21 protein-coding genes are annotated in these 19,603 nt (G+C 62.3%); 20 read left to right on the top strand and 1 reads right to left on the bottom strand.

Annotated features, from left to right (window positions below):
* Positions 1–97: 97 nt before the first annotated feature.
* Entirely contained in the window at positions 98–868 is a 771-nt protein-coding gene (locus KGA98_RS06035) for a ParA family protein (protein ID WP_015093167.1), read from the bottom strand.
* Positions 869–1,223: 355 nt separating this feature from the next.
* Between KGA98_RS06035 and KGA98_RS06030 the strand changes: the two genes are divergently transcribed.
* From KGA98_RS06030 to KGA98_RS05935, 20 genes are all read left to right on the top strand, one after another.
* Positions 1,224–1,949: a beta-ketoacyl synthase chain length factor gene (locus KGA98_RS06030; protein WP_223501847.1), complete on the top strand. Its 726-nt coding sequence runs from the start codon at positions 1,224–1,226 to the stop codon at positions 1,947–1,949.
* Positions 1,925–2,737, top strand: coding sequence for a lysophospholipid acyltransferase family protein (locus KGA98_RS06025; RefSeq protein WP_223501846.1), 813 nt, complete (start codon positions 1,925–1,927; stop codon positions 2,735–2,737). The genes KGA98_RS06030 and KGA98_RS06025 overlap by 25 nt, the downstream gene beginning before the upstream one ends.
* Positions 2,715–2,990 carry a phosphopantetheine-binding protein gene (locus KGA98_RS06020; RefSeq protein WP_090452740.1) on the top strand — a complete coding sequence of 92 codons (276 nt, stop codon included), beginning with the start codon at positions 2,715–2,717 and terminating at the stop codon, positions 2,988–2,990. The genes KGA98_RS06025 and KGA98_RS06020 overlap by 23 nt, the downstream gene beginning before the upstream one ends.
* Before the next feature lie 9 nt (positions 2,991–2,999).
* Positions 3,000–3,254 carry an acyl carrier protein gene (locus KGA98_RS06015; protein ID WP_007992314.1) on the top strand — a complete coding sequence of 85 codons (255 nt, stop codon included), beginning with the start codon at positions 3,000–3,002 and terminating at the stop codon, positions 3,252–3,254.
* Positions 3,251–3,796 carry a hypothetical protein gene (locus KGA98_RS06010; RefSeq protein ID WP_090452738.1) on the top strand — a complete coding sequence of 182 codons (546 nt, stop codon included), beginning with the start codon at positions 3,251–3,253 and terminating at the stop codon, positions 3,794–3,796. Before KGA98_RS06015 ends, KGA98_RS06010 begins: the two co-directional genes overlap by 4 nt.
* Positions 3,793–5,472, top strand: coding sequence for an acyl-CoA synthetase family protein (locus KGA98_RS06005; RefSeq protein WP_223501845.1), 1,680 nt, complete (start codon positions 3,793–3,795; stop codon positions 5,470–5,472). The genes KGA98_RS06010 and KGA98_RS06005 overlap by 4 nt, the downstream gene beginning before the upstream one ends.
* Before the next feature lie 146 nt (positions 5,473–5,618).
* Positions 5,619–6,353, top strand: coding sequence for a glycosyltransferase family 2 protein (locus KGA98_RS06000; protein WP_223501844.1), 735 nt, complete (start codon positions 5,619–5,621; stop codon positions 6,351–6,353).
* Positions 6,350–7,291 (top strand): glycosyl transferase, encoded by a 942-nt coding sequence (locus KGA98_RS05995; RefSeq protein WP_223501843.1) that lies wholly within the window; start codon positions 6,350–6,352, stop codon positions 7,289–7,291. Before KGA98_RS06000 ends, KGA98_RS05995 begins: the two co-directional genes overlap by 4 nt.
* Entirely contained in the window at positions 7,272–8,816 is a 1,545-nt protein-coding gene (gene hutH, locus KGA98_RS05990; RefSeq protein WP_223501842.1) for a histidine ammonia-lyase, read from the top strand. Before KGA98_RS05995 ends, hutH begins: the two co-directional genes overlap by 20 nt.
* Positions 8,809–9,234: an acyl-CoA thioesterase gene (locus KGA98_RS05985; RefSeq protein WP_057712319.1), complete on the top strand. Its 426-nt coding sequence runs from the start codon at positions 8,809–8,811 to the stop codon at positions 9,232–9,234. The genes hutH and KGA98_RS05985 overlap by 8 nt, the downstream gene beginning before the upstream one ends.
* Positions 9,231–9,935 (top strand): outer membrane lipoprotein carrier protein LolA, encoded by a 705-nt coding sequence (locus KGA98_RS05980; RefSeq protein ID WP_223501841.1) that lies wholly within the window; start codon positions 9,231–9,233, stop codon positions 9,933–9,935. The genes KGA98_RS05985 and KGA98_RS05980 overlap by 4 nt, the downstream gene beginning before the upstream one ends.
* Positions 9,919–12,258, top strand: coding sequence for an MMPL family transporter (locus tag KGA98_RS05975; protein WP_223501840.1), 2,340 nt, complete (start codon positions 9,919–9,921; stop codon positions 12,256–12,258). Before KGA98_RS05980 ends, KGA98_RS05975 begins: the two co-directional genes overlap by 17 nt.
* Entirely contained in the window at positions 12,255–13,415 is a 1,161-nt protein-coding gene (locus KGA98_RS05970; RefSeq protein ID WP_223501839.1) for a sodium:proton antiporter, read from the top strand. The genes KGA98_RS05975 and KGA98_RS05970 overlap by 4 nt, the downstream gene beginning before the upstream one ends.
* On the top strand, positions 13,402–14,649 hold the full coding sequence (locus KGA98_RS05965; RefSeq protein ID WP_223501838.1) for an NAD(P)/FAD-dependent oxidoreductase: 1,248 nt from the start codon (positions 13,402–13,404) through the stop codon (positions 14,647–14,649). The genes KGA98_RS05970 and KGA98_RS05965 overlap by 14 nt, the downstream gene beginning before the upstream one ends.
* A complete protein-coding gene (locus KGA98_RS05960; RefSeq protein WP_090452726.1) occupies positions 14,646–15,371 on the top strand; it encodes a class I SAM-dependent methyltransferase in 726 nt (241 codons plus the stop codon). Before KGA98_RS05965 ends, KGA98_RS05960 begins: the two co-directional genes overlap by 4 nt.
* A complete protein-coding gene (locus tag KGA98_RS05955) occupies positions 15,371–15,988 on the top strand; it encodes a hypothetical protein (protein WP_223501837.1) in 618 nt (205 codons plus the stop codon). Before KGA98_RS05960 ends, KGA98_RS05955 begins: the two co-directional genes overlap by 1 nt.
* Entirely contained in the window at positions 15,985–17,181 is a 1,197-nt protein-coding gene (locus tag KGA98_RS05950; RefSeq protein WP_223501836.1) for a beta-ketoacyl-[acyl-carrier-protein] synthase family protein, read from the top strand. Before KGA98_RS05955 ends, KGA98_RS05950 begins: the two co-directional genes overlap by 4 nt.
* A complete protein-coding gene (locus tag KGA98_RS05945) occupies positions 17,178–17,636 on the top strand; it encodes a hotdog family protein (RefSeq protein WP_057712326.1) in 459 nt (152 codons plus the stop codon). Before KGA98_RS05950 ends, KGA98_RS05945 begins: the two co-directional genes overlap by 4 nt.
* Complete coding sequence (gene fabG, locus KGA98_RS05940) at positions 17,636–18,364, top strand: 3-oxoacyl-ACP reductase FabG (RefSeq protein ID WP_102671137.1); 729 nt, start codon at positions 17,636–17,638, stop codon at positions 18,362–18,364. Before KGA98_RS05945 ends, fabG begins: the two co-directional genes overlap by 1 nt.
* Complete coding sequence (locus tag KGA98_RS05935) at positions 18,364–19,590, top strand: beta-ketoacyl-ACP synthase (RefSeq protein ID WP_223501835.1); 1,227 nt, start codon at positions 18,364–18,366, stop codon at positions 19,588–19,590. The genes fabG and KGA98_RS05935 overlap by 1 nt, the downstream gene beginning before the upstream one ends.
* Positions 19,591–19,603: the final 13 nt, after the last annotated feature.

Below are 19,603 nucleotides of genomic sequence, written 5' to 3'. Positions count from 1 at the left end.
TCGCGAAAGCGTCGTGTCAGTCAACTTGGATGTTGAATGTAACAACCTATTCGCGAGCAAGCCCGCTCCCACAGAGGTTCTGTGTTAGCAGCCAGAATCAGGCGTTTTCCAGCAGGTTGTGCAGCTCGACAAACTGCTGGGTCAGCTTGTGCCGCGGGTCGAGATGGATCAGCGGCGTATTGGCCTGATGGGATTCACGCATGCGTACCGAGCTGGCCAGGTACACCGGCAGCACCGGCAGGCCTTCGGCGATCAGCTCATCGAGAATTTGCTGGGGCAGGCTGGCGCGGGCCTGGAACTGGTTGACGACGATGCCTTCGACTTCCAGGCCTTCGTTATGGTCGTCCTTCAACTCTTCGATTTCCGCCATCAGGCCGTACAGTGCCTGGCGTGAAAAACTGTCGCAATCGAAGGGGATCAACACACGATCGGCGGCAATCAACGCTGAAACCGCATAAAAATTCAGTGCTGGCGGGGTATCGAGGTAAATCCGGTCGTAGTCTTCGCTCAGCTCTTCAAGCAACTTACGCAGCTTGTTGATCTTGTGCTTGGCTTCAAGCTTTGGCTGCAAGTCCGCCAGCTCGGCGGTGGCGGTAATGACATGGAGGTTATCGAACGGGGTTTCGTAGATGTCGACCTGATTCTTTTTGGAGAACGGCCCGGAAGACAGCGTCTGCTTGAAGAAATCGGCGATGCCCATCGGGATATCGCTACCGGTGAGCCCCGTCAGGTACTGAGTGGAGTTGGCCTGGGCATCGAGGTCCACCAACAAGGTGCGAAAACCCTCGCTGGCACTGACTGCCGCCAGATTGCAGGCAATGCTGGATTTGCCAACGCCACCTTTCTGATTGAACACCACGCGCCGCATGTCAAAACCTCCGTGTATCAAAGAATGACCGAGTGTAGTGGTCCACGGTATGGCTACGCTACCTCACCAGTGCAAGGACTACACAGTCAGTTGCCTTCTCTTGCATGAAAAGCCCTGAGCGGCCCGGCGGTTCGACGCCAGAACCGACAGACGGGGTAATAATTCTGTGAATAATTGCCAATCATTCAATTTTTGCGAACCAGCTGCTTCATCTTCTGAGCAAAATGTAACCAGCATTTGCTACACGTTCCCGGCACCGGGATAATGCGCGCCACTCGGCGCCAAACGCCACGCAGGGTAAGTCTCGGCCCTCGGCCACTCCCCCGCGTCAAGTAAGCCCGTGAGGGTGGGATGAATGTCTGTGATCAACTTCAACATCGCCCAATGGCGCGCCTGGGCCCCGGGGCTTGATAGCGTGTCCGATTGGCAGGCCTGGTGCCGACAACCGGTCGTGCTGCCGGACAGCGATGCCGCTCCCGACGTTTCCTTTCTGCCGGCCATGCAGCGTCGACGGCTCAGCCGTCTGGCGCGCATGGCATTCAGTGTTGGCTGGCCTTTGGCCGAAGGTCGGCAGGATCTGCCATTGGTCCTTGTTTCCCGTCACGGCGAAACGCCCCGCACCGTCGATATTCTCAGTGATCTGGCCGCCGACCAGCCGCTGTCGCCGACCCGGTTCAGCTTGTCGGTGCATAACGCGATCATTGGCTTGTGGTCGATCATGCGGGGTGAAACCAGCGAAATGACCGCCCTGGCCGCCGCAGGCGATGGCCTGGAACACGGCATGCTTGAAGCTGCCGCGCTGCTGGCTGAAGGCGCTCGCGCGGTACTGCTGGTGGTCACCGAAGAGAAGCCACCCGAGGCTTACTCGACCTGGATCGACGACGTGCCGTTCCCTTATGCCGTCGGCTTGCTGATCACACCAGGTACCGACTGGCAGTTGTCCCTGAACAGCCCCTCGGATGCGTTGTCCAAACCCCGCTGGCCTCACGCGCTGAATCTGCTGTGTGCGCTGCTCGGCCAGCAAACCACCTGCCAACATGCCTGGAAAAATCGTGTATGGACCTGGCAACGCAACCCATGACCGAGAAAAACCGCGACGCCTATTACTGGCGTTTGCTGGCCACCGCCGCGAGCTTCGCCCTGTTCGGGCTGGGCGGGCTGTGCCTGCGCCTGGTGATTTTCCCTGTGCTGAACTGCCTGCCGGGCGACGCCCGGACCCATCGGCTGCGGGCCCGGCAAACGGTCAGCCGCTGTTTCTGGATTTTTGTGCGTTTCATGGCCCGTACCGGGGTACTGACCTATAACATTGAGGGTGCGGAAAAACTCGGTCGCCCCGGGCAAATGATCATTGCCAATCACCCATCGCTGATCGACGTGGTGTTTCTGATCGGTCTGGTGCGTCACACCAACTGCGTGGTCAAGCAAAGCCTCTGGGAAAACCCTTTCACCCGCGGGCCGCTGGGTTGCACCGAATACATCAGCAACGACGGCAGCATGGACATGCTCGACGCGGCTGCCGACGCGCTGAAAGACGGTCAGACCCTGATCATTTTCCCGGAAGGTACGCGCACCCAGCCCGGCCAGCCGCCGGCCTTTCATCGGGGCGGCGCGGCAATCGCCCTGCGTGGTGCGAAAATCCTCACCCCGGTCATTATCAAGGTCAGCCCGACCACATTGACCAAGGCCGAACCCTGGTATCGCATCCCCAAGCGGCGCGTGCACTTCAGTTTCCGGGTCGGGGCCGATATAGACCCACAGACCTTCGCCACGCAGGGGCCGGCTCCGCAGGCCTCGCGCAAGCTCAACGATTATTTGCATTCTTACTTCATCAAGGAGCTCGCCGAAGATGAGCGATCTGAACACCCCTAGCCTGGTGCTGGAAATCAAAGAACTGATCATCGACGCCCTGGGCCTCGAAGACATCAGCGCCCAAGACATCGGCAACGAGCAGACGCTGTTCGGCGAAGGCCTGGGCCTGGACTCGGTGGACGCCCTGGAACTGGGCCTGGCCATCCAGAAAAAGTACGGCATCAAAATCGACGCCGATGCCAAGGACACACGCAACCACTTCAGTAACGTGGCGAGCCTTGCGGCGTTCGTCACCGCAAAACAGGCAGCTTGAGACCGGACCATGCAAACTCGTGACGACATTTTCAACACCCTGCGCGATGCCTTGGTCGAGCTTTTCGAACTGGACCCTGAGCGTGTGAGCCTGGAATCCAACCTGTATCAGGACCTGGAAATCGACAGCATCGACGCGGTCGACTTGATTGATCACATCAAACGTCAGACCGGCAAGAAAATCGCCGCCGAAGAATTCAAATCGGTGCGTACCGTCAGTGACGTGGTCGAGGCGGTCTACCGTCTGGTTCAACCCGCCGCATGAATCGACTGATTGGCCTCGGCCTGCTGCTGGCAGGCCTTTTGTATCCCTTTGCGGTGTATTTCGGCATGGAGCATTTCGCCCCGTGGCAGTTCGGGCTGCTGCTGGGCGGGCTGTGGCTGGCCCGGGCGCTGACCGGCAAACGACGGCCTGGCAGCCTGTGGATGGCCACGGTGGCCATTGTGTTCTGCCTGTTGCTGGCACTGTTCGACAGCCCGGCGTTGTTGCGCTGGTATCCGGTGTTGATCAGCAGCTTCATGCTGGTGCTGTTCGGATCGAGCCTGACATTCGGCCCACCGATCGTTGAACGCCTGGCCCGGGTACGCGAGCCGCAATTGCCGGCCGAGGGCATTCGCTATACCCGTCAGGTGACCATCGCCTGGAGCGTTTTTTTTCTTTGCAACGGTTTGTGTGCCGCCGCCCTGACCCTCTGGGCGCCGCTGAGCTGGTGGACGCTGTACACCGGTCTGATTTCCTACGGATTGATAGGCCTGATGTTTGCCATTGAATGGCTCATACGAATAAGGGTACGAGGCCACCCATGAATTGGATAAAACTTGAGCACCTGCTGCTCAAGGCTCAGCCGGAGCGCGCCGTAACCACTGCTCCGGCACTGGATCACGCCCGACTGTGCGAACAGGCGCTGCGCCTGGCCGCCGGCCTGCAAGCCCGGGGTGTCCGGCAGATGGCCGTGCACCTTGAGGATGCCGCCGACCTGGCGATTGCCCTGTTCGGCGCCTGGCGTGCCGGGGTCAGTGTGCTGCTGCCGTCCGACCTGCAACCGCAGACCCGCCAACGCTGGTCAGGTGATGTTGATCTGTGGCTGAGCGATCAGCCCGACGATGCGCACCTTGGCGACCTCCAACAGCCGCCGCTTAGTGCCGCCGCGCTGGACCTGGATAACTGCCGACTCAGCCTGTGCACATCCGGCTCCAGCGGCGAACCCAAGCGCATCGAAAAAAACCTGCGCCAACTGGCCAATGAAGTCGAAGCGCTGGAACAGCTGTGGGGCGCCGACCTGGGCCCGGCGTGCATCATTGGCAGCGTCGCCACCCAGCACATCTACGGCCTGCTGTTTCGGGTGCTTTGGCCACTGTGCGCCGGGCGCCCGTTCCTGCGTCGGCAGTTGGCCTTTCCGGAAGACCTGCAACGCGCCAGCCGCGAATACCCGGCCTTCACCTGGGTGGCCAGCCCGGCGCTGCTCAAGCGCATGGGCGACAACCTCGACTGGCCGGCCTTGAGCGCCGTACGCCGGGTGTTTTCCTCCGGCGGCGCATTGCCGGTAGAGGCCGCACAGAGCCTGCATGAGCGTCTGGGGCAATGGCCAACGGAAATCTTCGGCAGCTCGGAAACCGGCGGCATCGCCTGGCGTCAGGGCGCGGAACTGTGGCGCCCCTTTGCCGATGTCACGCTGACACAAGACAGTGATGGTGCGCTGCTGATCGCTTCGCCCTACTTACCCGTCGGTCAAATCGAACACACGGCCGATTCAGCGCGCATCGCCATCGATGGTCGCTTCGAGTTGCTCGGGCGACTGGACCGGATTGTCAAACTGGAAGAAAAACGCATCTCGCTGCCGATGCTGGAACAGGCGCTGACGGCCCATGAATGGGTCATCGAAGCTCGGCTCGGCGTCGTTCAGGAAAACCGCGCCTCCCTGGGGGCGTTGCTGGTGCTGAGCGAGGCCGGTATGCATGTGCTGCGCAATCACGGTCGACGCAGCCTCACCGAGCAATTGCGCCAGCACCTGAGCCAACACTGCGAAGCCCTGGCCCTGCCAAGACGCTGGCGCCTGCTGCGACAACTGCCACTGAACGCTCAGGGCAAACTGCCCCAGGCCGACGTCGATGCCCTGCTGTTGGCGCCACGCCCCAAAGCGCCCGAGGTGCTGCAGCAAGTCGAAAGCAATGGCGAGTGGAGCCTGCAACTGGCCGTGCCACCGGACCTGGCCTATTTCAGCGGTCATTTCCCCAAGGCGCCGGTGTTGCCTGGCGTGGTGCAGGTGGACTGGGCGCTGAGCCTGGGCCAGCAACTGATGAACCTGCCGAAAAAATTCGCCGGCATGGAAGTCTTGAAGTTCCAGCAACTGGTACGCCCGGGAGACGAAATCCAGCTGCACCTACGCTACGACCCGGCGCGCGGCAAATTGTATTTCGCCTATCGCAACGAAACCGCCACGTGTTCCAGCGGACGGATCTTGCTGGAGGCAGCGCATGCATAAGTTTGGAGAGTGCTGCGCACTCCTTCGCGAGCAAGTCGAATCGTCGCACCGCCGCTCCCACACTGGATTTGTGAACGCCGCGAACCCCATGTGGGAGCGGGCTTGCTCGCGAAGCAGACGCCTCGGTCTTTCAGGTGTACACCAACATGCATAGCCCCTGCGCCGTCGTCCCCGTGTACAACCACGAAAGCGCCATCACCACGGTGGTCGATGCCCTGATCGCCAGCAACCTGCCGTGCATTCTGGTGGACGATGCCAGCAGCCCGAGCTGCGCCCGGGTGCTGGATCGCCTGGCCCAGCGTGAAATGGTTTACCTGATCCGGCTGGCCGAAAACCAGGGCAAGGGTGGCGCGGTCATGACCGGTTTGCGCGAAGCTTCGCGCCTGGGTTTCAGCCATGCCTTGCAGGTGGATGCCGATGGCCAGCACGATTTGCAGGACGTCAGACGCTTCATCGAACAATCACGCCGCCACCCACAGGCGGTGATTTGCGGTTATCCGCAATATGACGCCAGCGTGCCGAAAGGCCGTTTGTATGCGCGCTACCTGACTCACGTCATGGTCTGGATCAACACCCTGTCATTGCAGATTCGCGACTCCATGTGCGGTTTCCGGGTTTACCCATTGCCGCCGGTCCTGGCGGTGATCGAGTCAGTGAAAATCGGCAAGCGCATGGACTTCGACTCGGACATCCTGGTGCGCCTGGCCTGGCGCAATCAGCCGATGCAATGGCTGCAAACCAAAGTCCATTACCCGCTGGACGGCGTTTCGCATTTTCGGATGTTCCACGACAACGTCCTGATTTCCAGCATGCACACGCGGCTGTTCTTCGGCATGTTGCTGCGCGCGCCAGTGATCCTCTGGCGACGGTGGCGGGCATGAGTTCAGACAAGCAGCATTGGGCCGACCGCGAAGAACGGGGCAGTTTCTGGCTGATGAAGCTCACCGCGTTCGGTGCCAGAGTGCTGGGCCGTCGAGTACTGAGCCCAGTGTTGTACGGCATCGTGTTGTACTTTTTCCTGTTCGGCCGCAGCGCCCGACACAGCGCCTGGCAATACCAGCAACGCCTGGCCGACTGGAGCGGTCGCAGCGAACTGCGCCCGAGCCACTGGCGGGTGTTCGGCCAGTTCATGGCTTTCGCCGATTCCATGCTCGACAAACTCGACGTATGGAACGGCAAGCTGAGCATCGAACAAATCGAGATCATCGACCCGGCGCTGCTGCGCGACCAGTTGCGCGGCGCCCGCGGGCAAATGCTGGTGGGCGCGCATCTGGGTAATCTGGAAGTCTGCCGCGCACTGGCGGAGCTCGGCGAGAAAGTCACGATGAACGTTCTGGTGCACACCAAGCACGCCGAACAGTTCAACCGTTTGCTGGGCGAAGCCGGGGCGACCAATTTGCGCCTGATCCAGGTCAGCGAACTGGACCCCGGGATCATGCTGCAACTGAGCGAGCGCCTGGAACGCGGCGAGTGGCTGGCGATTGCCGGCGACCGAGTGCCGCTGCATGGCGGGCGCTGCGTGACCGTGGACTTTCTCGGTCATCCGGCCAGGTTCCCCCAGGGCCCGTGGCTGCTGGCCGGCCTGCTGAAATGCCCGGTCAACCTGCTGCTGTGCCTGAAAAAGCCCGACGACGACTATCGACTGACCATTGAACCCTTCGCTGACGCAATCACCTGGAAGCGCAGCGACCGTGAACAGGTCATTCATCAGTGGGCCTCCCGCTACGCCGAACGCTTGGGTCACTATTGCCTCGAAGCGCCCCAACAATGGTTCAACTTTTACCCTTTCTGGAAGACCGATGACGACGCCAACGCTTGAGCCGGTAACCTTCGGCGAACGCCCTTTGCACATTGAAGATGTGCTGGCACTGGCCAACCGCAAGGTGCCGACGCAATTGCAAAGCGACCCTGCCTACCGCGAGCGCATCGCCAAGGGCGCGCGTTTTCTGGACTCTCTGCTGGACAAGGAAGGCGTGATCTACGGCGTAACCACCGGTTATGGCGATTCCTGCGTGGTCGCGGTGCCGCTGCATCACGTTGAGGCGCTGCCCCGTCACCTGTACACCTTCCACGGCTGCGGCCTGGGCAAACTGCTCGACGCCCAAGCCACCCGCGCGGTACTGGCGGCGCGCTTGCAGTCGTTGTGCCACGGTGTTTCCGGGGTGCGCGTGGAGCTGCTGGAGCGCCTGCAGGCGTTCCTTGAACACGACATCCTGCCGCTGATTCCGGAGGAAGGTTCGGTGGGCGCCAGTGGTGACCTGACGCCGCTTTCGTACGTTGCCGCCACGCTGTCCGGCGAACGCGAAGTGATGTTCCGCGGCGAGCGCCGGCAGGCTGCCGATGTGCACCGCGAACTCGGCTGGCAGCCACTGGTGTTGCGTCCAAAAGAAGCCCTGGCGCTGATGAACGGCACCGCGGTGATGACCGGTCTGGCCTGCCTGGCGTACGCCCGCGCCGATTACCTGCTGCATCTGGCCACGCGCATCACCGCGCTGAACGTGGTCGCCCTGCAAGGCAACCCGGAGCACTTCGACGAGCGCCTGTTCGCGACCAAGCCACACCCGGGGCAGATGCAGGTCGCCGCGTGGTTGCGCAAAGACCTGGCTATCGACGCGCCGACCGCACCACTGCATCGCCTGCAAGACCGTTATTCCCTGCGCTGCGCACCCCATGTGCTGGGCGTACTGGCCGACAGCCTGAACTGGCTGCGCTCGTTCATCGAGATCGAGCTCAACAGCGCCAACGACAACCCGATCATCGACGCCGAGGCCGAGCGCGTGCTGCACGGTGGGCACTTCTACGGCGGGCACATCGCGTTCGCCATGGACAGCCTGAAAAACCTCGTGGCCAACGTCGCCGACCTGCTGGATCGGCAACTCGCGCTGCTGGTGGACGAGCGCTACAACCATGGCTTGCCGAGCAACCTGTCGGGCGCCACGGCCGACCGCGCCATGCTCAACCACGGCTTCAAGGCGGTGCAGATCGGCACCAGCGCCTGGACTGCCGAAGCGCTGAAGAACACCATGCCGGCCAGCGTCTTCTCGCGCTCCACCGAATGCCACAACCAGGACAAAGTGAGCATGGGCACCATCGCCGCCCGGGATGCGATCCGCGTGCTGGAACTCACCGAACAGGTGGCGGCCGCTACGCTGCTGGCGGCCAATCAGGGCGTCTGGCTGCGCGGCCAGGCCGAAGATGCACGCCCCCTGCCACCCGCGTTGGCCGCCATGCATGAAGCCTTGGCCAAGGACTTCCCACCGGTCATCGAAGACCGCGCGCTGGAAGGCGAATTGCGCCTGTGCCTGCAACGCATCGCCGAACAACACTGGAGGCTGCATGCGTAGCAAGGGATTTCTCTACACCGACACGGAAATCGTCGTACCGTTCTTTGACGTCGACAGCATGCACGTGGTCTGGCACGGCCATTACGTCAAATACCTGGAAGTCGCCCGCTGTGCGCTGCTGGACAAGATCGGCCACAACTACACGGCGATGAACGAATCCGGCTATGCGTGGCCGGTGATCGACCTGCAATTGCGCTACGTGCGCGGGGCGGTGTTCGGTCAGAAACTCAACGTGCGCGCCAACCTGGTGGAGTGGGAGAACCGCTTGAAGATCAACTACCTGATCAGCGACCTGCAAACCGGTGAGCGCCTGACCCGGGCCATGTCGGTACAGGTCGCCGTCGACATTGCCAGCCGCGAGATGCAACTGGCCTCGCCGAAGGTCTTTACCGATGCTGTCGAGAAGGCCCTGCCATGATGCTCTGCCATCCCCGTTCCCCTGTAGGAGCGAGCCTGCTCGCGATGGTCGTTAACGATAACGCTGGGTATCTGACACCCCGTGGCGCTCTCAGGTTTTTCGCGAGCAAGCTCGCTCCTACAGTGTTCTGCGTGCTACTGGGTATTCCTGGACTGGCCCATGCCTTCGATCTGCAACAGCTCAGCGATCAACTGGCCAGACCCGAGGTGATCCACGGCAATTTCATCCAGGAAAAACACCTGCGCGCCCTGCCCCAGCCGCTGACCAGCAAGGGCACGTTCGTGCTGGCAAAAAACCACGGCCTGTTATGGCTATTGAAAACGCCCTTGCAACAGGACTACCGCATCACCGCCAAAGGCATTGCCCGACGTGACGGCAGTGTTTGGCAAATGCTGCCGGGCAAAAGCGCCGGTGCCGAGCAGAACCGTTTGTTCCTCGCCGTGCTGCAAGGCGATAGCAGTGGCCTGCAACGGGATTTCGAGCTGTCTCTGAGCGGCGACGCGCAGAACTGGAAGCTCACGCTGCTGCCACGCTCGATGCTGCTCAAGCAGGTGTTCAACCAGATCAACATTACCGGCGCGGAACTGGTACACAGCATCGAACTGCTCGAGACCCAGGGCGACAGCACGTTGTTGCGCATGCAGGACAGCACCAGCACCCAACCGTTAAGCGACGCGGAGCAGCATGACTTTGCCGAGTGAAAGGTGGTTGCCACGGCTGTTTCTGATCCTGCTGCTGGCAGTACTGGCGCTCGCCGGTTGGCAATGGCGTGACGGCGCGCCGCTGTCGGCCAACCTGATGGATCTGGTGCCCGGCACAGCGCCCGATGCCCTGGAACTGCGCGCCGAACAACGCATGCAAGAACCGCTGAACCGCGAAATGCTGGTGCTGGTCGGCCACAGCGATCGCCAGCAGGCCGTCGCCATGGCGCAGACACTCGGCGAGCAATGGCAGGCCAGCGGCTTGTTCGAAAAGGTCCAGTGGACCCTGCAAGCCGACTTGCCGGCGCTGCGCACGCAGTTGCTGCAAGGTCGCCTGGCGATGCTCCAGGCGGCGGACCGACAACTTCTGATCGAGCACCCCGACACCTTTATCCAGCAGCGGGTGCAGGCGTTGTTCGACCCGTTCAACGGTTACAGCCTGGTGCCGAGCCAGGACGACTGGCTGGGCCTGACCGGGCGCATCCAGAACAGCCAGCCGCAACGTGGTTCGGTGCAACTGGACATCGGCAGCGGCGCCCTGGTCGCCGATGCCGATGGCAAGAGCTGGGTGCTGCTGCGCGCGCGCACCACCGGCAACGCCTTCGACATGAACCTGCCGCTGCAAGTGGCCGACCTGCTCAAGCACAGCCGCGAAGAAGCCGCCCGGCACGACGTGCAACTGCTCGCCGCCAGCGGCCTGTTGTACGCAGCCAGCGGGCAGCAGCAGGCCGCCCGGGAGATGACCTGGGTCGGCGGCGGTGCCACCGTGGGGATTTTGTTGCTGCTGCTGTTGGCCTTCCGGCGCTGGCGCGTTTTGCTGGCCTTCGTGCCGGTGCTGGTGGGCATGCTCTTCGGTGCGGTGGCCTGCGTTGCGTTGTTCGGCCATATGCACGTGATGACCCTGGTGCTGGGTTCGAGCCTGATTGGTGTCGCGGTCGACTACCCCCTGCATTACCTGTCCAAGAGCTGGAGCCTCAAACCCTGGCGCAGCTGGCCAGCCCTGCGCCTGACCCTGCCGGGCTTGACCCTGAGCCTGATCACCAGCGGCATCGGTTACCTGGCCCTGGCCTGGACACCCTTCCCGGCGCTGACCCAGATTGCCGTGTTCTCTGCCGCAGGGTTGCTCGGCGCCTATTTGTCCGCCGTGTGCCTGCTGCCGGCATTGCTCAAGGGCGTAGACCTGCGCCCGGCGAACTGGCCATTGCGCGTTTGCGAGTTTTTGCTGGGTTGTCGTGAAGCGCTGCTCAAACAGCTGAAAACGCCAGTCTTGCTGGCGCTGCTGGTCGCCTTTTGCGTGGGCGGCCTGTTGCAGCTGAGCAGCAAAAACGACATCCGCCAGTGGATCAGCGCACCGCAACAATTGACCGACGAAGCCCAGGCCATTGCCCGAATCACCGGCTATCAACCCACCAGCCAGTTCTTCCTGATACGCGCCGCCAATCAGCAGCAACTGCTCGAACGCCAGACCGCTCTGAGAGAACGACTGGATCAATTGACAGGCCTGGAAAAGCTCCAGGGTTATCTGTCGCTCAATCAACTGGTCAGCCCGCCGAACGAACAGCAACAGGTGCGCGCAGCGTTGAGCAAACTGTCTTCGTTCTGGCAACCCTTGCTCGAAATCGGCGTACCGGTCGAGGCGCTGCAAGCCGAGCTGACAAAGCTTCAGGCATTGCCGACCGTGGACATCGAAGCAGCGCTCAGCGGCCCGTTGGCAGAACCCTACCGGGCCCTGTGGCTGGGGCCGACCGAAGACGGCGTGGCGGCAATGGTCAGCCTGCAAGGCATCAACAACACGGCCCTGCTGCGGCTCCAGGGCGAGGATTTACCCGGCGTGACACTGGTGGATCGACTGGGTGAATTGAACAACGTCTTCGCGGCCACCCAAATCAGTGCCGCGGAACTGAAACTCGCTTCCTGTGTGTTGATCGTGCTGGTGCTGATCCTGCCATTCGGCCTGGGCGGTGCGTTGCGCATCGTGTCCCTGCCCCTGCTGGCGGCGTTGTGCAGCCTGGCCAGTCTCGGCTGGCTGGGGCAGCCGTTGACCCTGTTCAGCCTGTTCGGCCTGCTGCTGGTGACGGCGATCAGCGTCGATTACGCGATCCTGATGCGCGAACAGGTCGGCGGCGCAGCCGTGAGCCTGCTGGGCACCCTGCTGGCGGCGTTGACCACCTGGCTGTCGTTCGGCCTGCTGGCGGTATCGAGCACCCCGGCGGTGAGCAACTTCGGACTGTCGGTGAGTCTGGGCCTGATCTTCAGCTTCCTGCTCGCACCGTGGGCCGGTCGCCAGGTGCACGAGCCCACGGCCGTGGAGCGGGCAACATGATGGTCGTTCTGTTCTGGGCGATGACACTGGTGTTGTTCGCCTTGGCGACCCGTGTCGGCCGGCATTTCGGCCTGATTCCCATCGTCAGCCAGTTGTTGCTGGCGACCCTCGGCTTGCCGCTGTTGATGTATTTCTGGATCGAGCCCCAATGGCAATTGAGCGGTGCGCAGCTGGTGTCGCCGGGCTGGCTGAAGAACCTCTACAGCCTGAGCTTTGCCCTGTTGCTGGGCTACATCCTCAGCGATGTGATCGACCTGCAACTGGATCGCCAAAGCCTGAAAATCGCCCTGCCCAGCTTTTGCATTCCGTTTGCCTGCGGCCTGGCCACGGCCATCTGGCTGTTGCCGCCGCAACCGTGGATCAGCTCGCTGGCCGTCGGCCTGTTGTTCGCCATCACCGCGATTCCGGTGTTGTACTTGTACCTGCGGCACATCGATTACCCGCCCGCCGCCACCCGGCGACTGGTGCAAACCGCGATCCTCATCGACCTCGCCTGCTGGACCCTGTTCGGTATCGCCCAGGGCAGCCTGCACCTGAGCAGCCTGTTGCTGCCCCTGGCCGGCGCGTGCCTCCCGGTGCTGCTGCGGCTGCTGGGCCTGCGCCAGACGTGGCTTTACAGCCTGAGCTTTTTCGCCCTGCTGGTCGTCGCCGAACACTTCAAGCTCAATGCGCTGATTTTCGGCATCGGCTATGTGTTGATCATGGCCGCGCTGAAAGCCCCACTGGTCCTGCCGTTGCCGGCCATCTGGATGAGCCGCTTGCAGACGTACATCGCCATCCCGCTGATCCTCACGTTCGGCATCGTGCAGATCAACGTGCACAGCGCGATGGACAGCCTCGGCTGGATGCAACTGGTCGCCCTGCTGCTGTTGCCGATGCTGAGCAAACTGCTGGGCAACTGGCTCGGCCTCGGCTGGGCCGGGGCCTCGTTCCAGGGTGCCAGCCGCTGGCGGGAAAGTGTGCTGCTGAACATCCGTGGCTTGAGCGAGATCGTTTTTCTCAACCTGCTGCTGCAACAGCAACTCATCAGCCCGCCGCTGTACTTTGCCCTGATGCTGATGGGCCTGATCGCTACACTGCTGCCAGCCCTGACCGGCATGCACCGTATCCCCCTGAAAGCCGCTGTCCCCGCAAGGAGCCCCCATGCCAACCGTTGAGATGGAATGCCGCCAGGTCGTGATCATCGGCGCCGGACCTTCCGGCGCCATCGCCGCCGCGTTGCTCAAGCGCAAGGGACACGATGTGCTGGTGATCGAGCGGCAGCATTTTCCACGGTTTTCCATCGGCGAAAGCCTGTTGGCCCATTGCCTGGATTTCGTCGAAGAAGCGGGCATGCTCGACGCCGTCAACGCCGCCGGCTTCCAGCTGAAAACCGGTGCCGCGTTTGCCTGGGGCGAGCGCTACAGCGCCTTCGATTTCGGCGAGACGTTCAGCCACGGCAAATCGACGACCTTTCAGGTCCAGCGCGCCGATTTCGATAAGCTGCTGGCCGATCAGGCCGCGCTGCAAGGCGTGGAGATCCGCTATGGCGAAACCATCGTCAGCGTCGACATTGCCCCGGGGAAACCGCAGCTCGGTGTGCGCCGCGAAGACGGTAGCGAGTACCGCATCGAGGCTGACTTCCTGCTCGATGCCAGTGGATACGGCCGCGTGCTGCCGCGCTTGCTCGACCTCGAGGCGCCGTCGAACTTCCCGGTGCGCCGGGCCGTGTTCACTCACGTCGAAGACCGTATCGACCTCCCGGCCTTCGACCGCGGCAAGATCCTGGTGACCACTCATCCGACCCAGCGCGACGTGTGGTTCTGGACCATCCCGTTCAGCAACGGGCGCTGCTCGGTTGGCGTGGTCGCCGCAGAGGAGCGTTTCGCAGGCCGCAGCGACAATCTGGACGAGTGCCTGCGTGGCTTTATCGCCGAGACGCCAAGCCTGGCCCGCGTGTTGCAAAATGCGCAGTGGGACACCGAGGCCCGAACCATCGGCGGTTACTCGGCCAACGTCAAAACCCTGCACGGCCCGGGCTTCGCGCTGCTGGGCAATGCCGCGGAATTCCTCGACCCGGTGTTTTCCTCCGGCGTGACCATCGCCATGCGTTCGGCGAGCATGGCCGCTGGGGTATTGCACCGTCAGCTGCAAGGCGAAGCCGTCGACTGGCAAACCGAGTTCGCCGAACCGCTCAAGCGCGGCGTCGACACGTTCCGCTGCTATGTCGAAGGCTGGTACGCGGGGACATTCCAGGACGTGATTTTCCATGAGAGCAGTTCACCGGAAATCCGCGGGATGATCAGCTCCATTCTTGCCGGATATGCCTGGGACCGACGCAATCCGTTCGTCAGCGAAGCCAGGCGCCGGTTGAAGGCGATTTCGGAGTTCTGTGCAAGGGATGCGTCATGAACTACTTGAGCGACAACTACGTCGAAGAAACCCGTTTCGGTTTGTGGTTCCTGCGCAGCCAGATCTGGCAACACTATGTGCTGCGGTTGGCGATCAACGACTTGCACAACCTGTTCAGCGAAGCGCTGCCTGTCAGCCCGGTGCTGCTGGATGCCGGTTGCGGCCAGGGCAAGTCATTCCCGCTGCTGCGCCAGGCCTTTGCGCCCGGTCGTCTGATTGGCGTCGATGCTGATCCACAAAGCCTGATCCAGAGCCGCGAAGAAGCGGCCCGCCAAGGCATGGAAGTGGAGTTGATCGGCGGCGACTGCGCCAGCCTGAACCTGCCGGACGCCAGTATCGACCTGCTGTTCTGTCACCAAACCTTCCATCACCTGGTGGAGCAGGAACAGGCACTGGCCGAGTTCTACCGCGTACTCAAACCCGGCGGTTATCTGCTGTTCGCCGAATCCACCGAGGCTTACATTGATACCTGGGTGATCCGCTGGTTGTTTCGCCACCCCATGCACGTGCAGAAAAGCGCTGCGCAGTACCTGCAAATGATTCGCCGGCAAGGTTTCGAATTTACCGCGCAAAACGTGTCTTATCCGTATCTGTGGTGGAGTCGCGCCAAGGATTTCGGCCTGCTCGAATATTTGGGTGTGTGCAAGCCAAAACCCTTTGGCCAACGGGAAGAAACCCTGGTCAATGTGGTGGCGCGCAAACCTTTTGAAGGAACTGTGTGATGTTCATTGCCAACCGCTTGAAACACCAAACCTGTGGGAGCGAGCTCGCTCGCGATAGCGGTGGGTCAGTCAATATCAATGTTGAATGTATCGTCGCCATCGCGAGCAAGCTCGCTCCCACAGGGGTAACCGGCGTTATGCGATTTCTGTTACTTGCCGTAGCCCTGCTTTTGGGTGCCTGCGCCGGCCGGGCGCCGCTGCCCGAGCAAAACCCGGATCTGCCGTTGCCGCTGCAACTGCACATCCAGCTCTTGCAGCCCGACGACCGTCAGGACTGGGTGCTGGTGATCCAGCGTGAAGAGACGGGTATTCGCTGGTCGATGATGGACCTGTTGGGCATTCCCCAGGCCCGCCAGAAATTGATCGATAAAACCTGGGAGTCCGATGGTTTCCTGCCGCCCAATCCGCAAGCCCGGGAACTGTTCGCGGCGCTGTTGTTTGCGCTGACGCCGCAAGAGGAACTGGCGGCCAACTATCCCGGCGCCTGGCAGCACGGCAGACAACGGTCCCTGCCCGAGCGCTGGGACATTCGCTACGCACAACCGCAGAATTTTGAATTGAAGCTACCGCATGGTCCGAGCTATCAAGTCACGCCCCTGAGCGGTGAAACACCATGACGGCTTACCTCAATGCCCTCGGACTGGTCTGCGCACTTGGCCGCGACAAGCAGGAAGTCGCCCGCAACCTGTTTGCCGGCGACTGCGGCGGCATGCGCGAACAAACCGGGTGGGTGCCGCAACGCACGCTGCCGGTCGGTGCGGTCCTGGGCAAACTGGCAAGCATTCCGGCCGACATGTCGCGCCATCACAGTCGCAACAATCAGTTGTTGCTGGAGGCCACGCTGCAAATCCGCCCGGACATCGACAGCGCGATCCAGACCTACGGCCGCGACCGCATCGGTGTCGTGCTGGGCACCAGCACCTCGGGTATCGACGAGGCCAGCCAGGGCCTCGCGCATTACCTGCGTGAAAAGCAGTTCCCTGCCGAGTACGACTATCAGCAACAGGAACTCGGGGCGCCGGCGAACTTCCTCGCCGAGTGGCTGCAATTGAGCGGGCCGACCTATGTCATTTCCACGGCCTGCACCTCCAGCGCCCGGGCCTTGATGAGCGCCCAGCGCCTGTTGGACCTGGGCATGTGCGACGCGGTGCTGTGTGGCGGTGTCGACACCTTGTGCAAGCTGACACTCAACGGTTTCTCGGCGCTCGAAGCGGTCTCGGAACAACGCTGCAATCCGTTTTCGGTGAACCGCAATGGCATCAACATTGGCGAAGCTGCGGTGCTGTTCCTGATGACCAGACGTGCAGCCGACAGCCAGGCGATTGCCTTGCTCGGCAGCGGCGCCAGTTCCGATGCGCATCACATCTCCGCCCCGGAGCCGACTGGTCGTGGCGCCCTGCAAGCGATGCGCAAAGCCCTGGGCCGCGCCAACCTGCAACCGGAGCAGATCGCTTATCTGAACCTGCACGGCACCGCCACCCAGCACAACGACGCCATGGAAAGCCAGGCCGTGGCGACCCTGTTCCCGGCTGGCGTACCCTGTTCGTCGAGCAAACCCATGACCGGTCACACCCTCGGTGCCGCCGGGGCGCTGGAGGCGGCGTTCTGCTGGTTGAGCCTGAGCCCGGACAATCGCGAGCATGCCCTGCCACCCCACGTCTGGGACGGACAGCCCGATCCCGAATTGCCGCCGCTGCAATGGGTGACCCCGGCCACTCGCCTGACGTCCATTGCACCCCGCTACCTGATGAGCAACTCCTTTGCCTTCGGTGGCAACAACGTCAGCCTGATTATCGGAGACGCCCCATGATTGACTGGCCGATCGCCGAACTGCTGCCCCACGCGGGTGACATGATTCTTATCGATCAGATCCTGGCGTTCGATGAAGAGCAGATTCACACGCGCCTGACCGTCAAGCCCGATGGCCTGTTCAATCTCCCCGACGGCAGCCTGCCGGCCTGGGTCGGCATCGAACTGATGGCCCAGAGCGTGGCCGCCTTCGCCGGTTGCCATGCGCGCCAGCGCGGGGATGAGGTGGAATTGGGCTTCCTGCTCGGCAGCCGAAAATTCGAATGCAACGTCGAAAGTTTTCCGGCCGGCACCGAGTTGACCATCCACGGTATTCGCTCCCTGGAAGACGATAACGGCATGGGCGTGTTCGAATGCCACATCAACGCCCCCGGCATTCACGTTACCGCCCGTCTGAATGTATTCCGCCCACCCCAGGCCGCTCAATATCTCCATGAACCCGAAGGAGTCCAGTGATGACTGAATCCGTACTGGTCACCGGTTCCAGCCGTGGCATCGGCCGCGCCATCGCCTTGCGCCTGGCCCAGGCCGGGCATGACATCGTGTTGCATTGCCGCAGCGGCCTGGCGGACGCCGAAGCCGTCAAGGCCGAAGTCGAGGCCTTGGGCCGTCGTGCGCGCATCCTGCAGTTCGACGTGGCCGACCGCGCCCGTTGCAAGGAAATTCTCGAAGCCGACGTGGAAACCCACGGCGCTTATTACGGCGTGGTGCTCAATGCCGGCCTGACCCGCGACGGTGCCTTTCCCGCCCTTAGCGAGGAGGATTGGGATGTGGTAATGCGCACCAACCTCGACGGTTTCTACAACGTGCTGCACCCGGTGATGATGCCGATGATCCGTCGTCGCGCCGCCGGGCGGATTGTCTGCATCACCTCGGTGTCGGGTTTGATCGGCAACCGTGGCCAGGTCAACTACAGTGCCTCCAAGGCCGGGTTGATCGGCGCGGCCAAGGCATTGGCGATCGAGTTGGGCAAGCGCAAAATCACCGTTAACTGTGTCGCACCCGGCCTGATCGACACAGCCATGCTCGACGAAAACGTGCCGGTGGAAGAACTGATGAAAATGATCCCCGCACAACGCATGGGCACCCCTGAAGAGGTAGCCGGCGCGGTGAATTTCCTGATGTCGGCGGAAGCCTCGTACATCACCCGGCAGGTTCTGGCCGTCAACGGAGGCCTGTGCTGATGAAGCGCGTCGTCGTCACCGGCATGGCCGGCATCACCTCACTGGGCAGCGACTGGGACACCATCGCTGGCAACTTCGCGGCCAACCGCAGCGGCATCCGCCGGATGGACGAGTGGGATCGTTTTACCGAACTCAACACGCGCCTGGCTGGCCCCATCGATGACTTCAAGGTGCCGAGCCACTGGACCCGCAAGCAACTGCGCAGCATGGGCCGGGTCTCGCGGCTTGCCGTGGGTGCGGCGGAGATGGCGCTGGCCGACGCCGGCCTGTTGGGCGACGAATCGATCAAGGACGGGCGCATGGGCGTCGCCTGCGGCTCCTCCACCGGCAGCACCGACGAGATCAAGGCGTTCGGCAACATGCTGCTCAACTCAGTGGCCGAAGGCCTGAACGCCAACTCCTACGTACGGATGATGCCGCACACCACCGCGGCCAATATCAGCATCTTCTTCGGCCTCACCGGTCGCTTGATCCCGACGTCCAGCGCCTGCACCAGTGGCAGCCAGGGCATCGGCTATGCCTACGAGGCGATCAAGTTCGGGCGCCTGCCGCTGATGCTCGCCGGCGGCGCCGAAGAACTGTGCCCGACCGAAGCCATGGTCTTCGACGCGCTCTACGCCACCAGCCTGAAAAACGACACCCCCCAACGCAGCCCACGCCCCTACGACACCGCGCGCGACGGCCTGGTGATCGGTGAAGGCGGCGGCATGCTGGTGCTCGAAGAACTGGAACACGCCCTGGCCCGTGGCGCCCGCATCCATGCCGAGATCGTCGGTTTCGGCAGCAACGCCGACGGCCAGCACACCACCCGTCCCGAACAAATCACCATGCGCCGGGCCATGGAACTGGCCCTGGAGGACGCTGGGCTGGAACCTTCGGACATCGGCTACGTCAACGGCCACGGCACCGCCACCGAACAGGGCGACATCGCCGAAACCCTGGCCACCAGCAGCTTGTTCGGCGAACACATGCCGATCAGTTCGCAAAAGAGCTTCCTCGGCCACACCCTCGGCGCCTGTGGTGCGCTGGAATCGTGGTTCAGCATCGAAATGATGAACCGCGACCTGTACGCCCACACCTTCAACCTCGACGAAGTCGACCCCCATTGCGGCAAGCTCGACTACCTGCGCGGCGAGTTTCGGCAGATGAGCAACCGGTACGTGATGAACAATAACTTTGCGTTTGGCGGGGTTAATACGTCGCTGATTTTCAAGCGCTGGCCGTAACCTGAAATATTTC

Source organism: Pseudomonas sp. BF-R-24, from assembly GCF_019947335.1.
Classification (GTDB): domain Bacteria; phylum Pseudomonadota; class Gammaproteobacteria; order Pseudomonadales; family Pseudomonadaceae; genus Aquipseudomonas; species Aquipseudomonas jessenii.
This window is presented reverse-complemented; position numbering and strand designations above follow the sequence as displayed.

Bases quoted from the DNA above. Each gene is read 5' to 3' on its own strand.
- KGA98_RS06015 (WP_007992314.1), top strand. From the start codon at position 3,000: ATGCAAACTCGTGACGACATTTTCAACACCCTGCGCGATGCCTTGGTC.
- KGA98_RS05970 (WP_223501839.1), top strand. From the start codon at position 12,255: ATGATGGTCGTTCTGTTCTGGGCGATGACACTGGTGTTGTTCGCCTTG.
- KGA98_RS05985 (WP_057712319.1), top strand. From the start codon at position 8,809: ATGCGTAGCAAGGGATTTCTCTACACCGACACGGAAATCGTCGTACCG.
- hutH (WP_223501842.1), top strand. From the start codon at position 7,272: ATGACGACGCCAACGCTTGAGCCGGTAACCTTCGGCGAACGCCCTTTG.
- KGA98_RS05995 (WP_223501843.1), top strand. From the start codon at position 6,350: ATGAGTTCAGACAAGCAGCATTGGGCCGACCGCGAAGAACGGGGCAGT.
- KGA98_RS06000 (WP_223501844.1), top strand. From the start codon at position 5,619: ATGCATAGCCCCTGCGCCGTCGTCCCCGTGTACAACCACGAAAGCGCC.
- KGA98_RS06030 (WP_223501847.1), top strand. From the start codon at position 1,224: ATGTCTGTGATCAACTTCAACATCGCCCAATGGCGCGCCTGGGCCCCG.
- KGA98_RS05935 (WP_223501835.1), top strand. From the start codon at position 18,364: ATGAAGCGCGTCGTCGTCACCGGCATGGCCGGCATCACCTCACTGGGC.
- KGA98_RS06010 (WP_090452738.1), top strand. From the start codon at position 3,251: ATGAATCGACTGATTGGCCTCGGCCTGCTGCTGGCAGGCCTTTTGTAT.
- KGA98_RS05975 (WP_223501840.1), top strand. From the start codon at position 9,919: ATGACTTTGCCGAGTGAAAGGTGGTTGCCACGGCTGTTTCTGATCCTG.
- KGA98_RS06020 (WP_090452740.1), top strand. From the start codon at position 2,715: ATGAGCGATCTGAACACCCCTAGCCTGGTGCTGGAAATCAAAGAACTG.
- KGA98_RS06025 (WP_223501846.1), top strand. From the start codon at position 1,925: ATGGACCTGGCAACGCAACCCATGACCGAGAAAAACCGCGACGCCTAT.
- fabG (WP_102671137.1), top strand. From the start codon at position 17,636: ATGACTGAATCCGTACTGGTCACCGGTTCCAGCCGTGGCATCGGCCGC.
- KGA98_RS05980 (WP_223501841.1), top strand. From the start codon at position 9,231: ATGATGCTCTGCCATCCCCGTTCCCCTGTAGGAGCGAGCCTGCTCGCG.
- KGA98_RS05965 (WP_223501838.1), top strand. From the start codon at position 13,402: ATGCCAACCGTTGAGATGGAATGCCGCCAGGTCGTGATCATCGGCGCC.
- KGA98_RS06035 (WP_015093167.1), bottom strand. From the start codon at position 868: ATGCGGCGCGTGGTGTTCAATCAGAAAGGTGGCGTTGGCAAATCCAGC.
- KGA98_RS05950 (WP_223501836.1), top strand. From the start codon at position 15,985: ATGACGGCTTACCTCAATGCCCTCGGACTGGTCTGCGCACTTGGCCGC.
- KGA98_RS05955 (WP_223501837.1), top strand. From the start codon at position 15,371: ATGTTCATTGCCAACCGCTTGAAACACCAAACCTGTGGGAGCGAGCTC.
- KGA98_RS06005 (WP_223501845.1), top strand. From the start codon at position 3,793: ATGAATTGGATAAAACTTGAGCACCTGCTGCTCAAGGCTCAGCCGGAG.
- KGA98_RS05945 (WP_057712326.1), top strand. From the start codon at position 17,178: ATGATTGACTGGCCGATCGCCGAACTGCTGCCCCACGCGGGTGACATG.
- KGA98_RS05960 (WP_090452726.1), top strand. From the start codon at position 14,646: ATGAACTACTTGAGCGACAACTACGTCGAAGAAACCCGTTTCGGTTTG.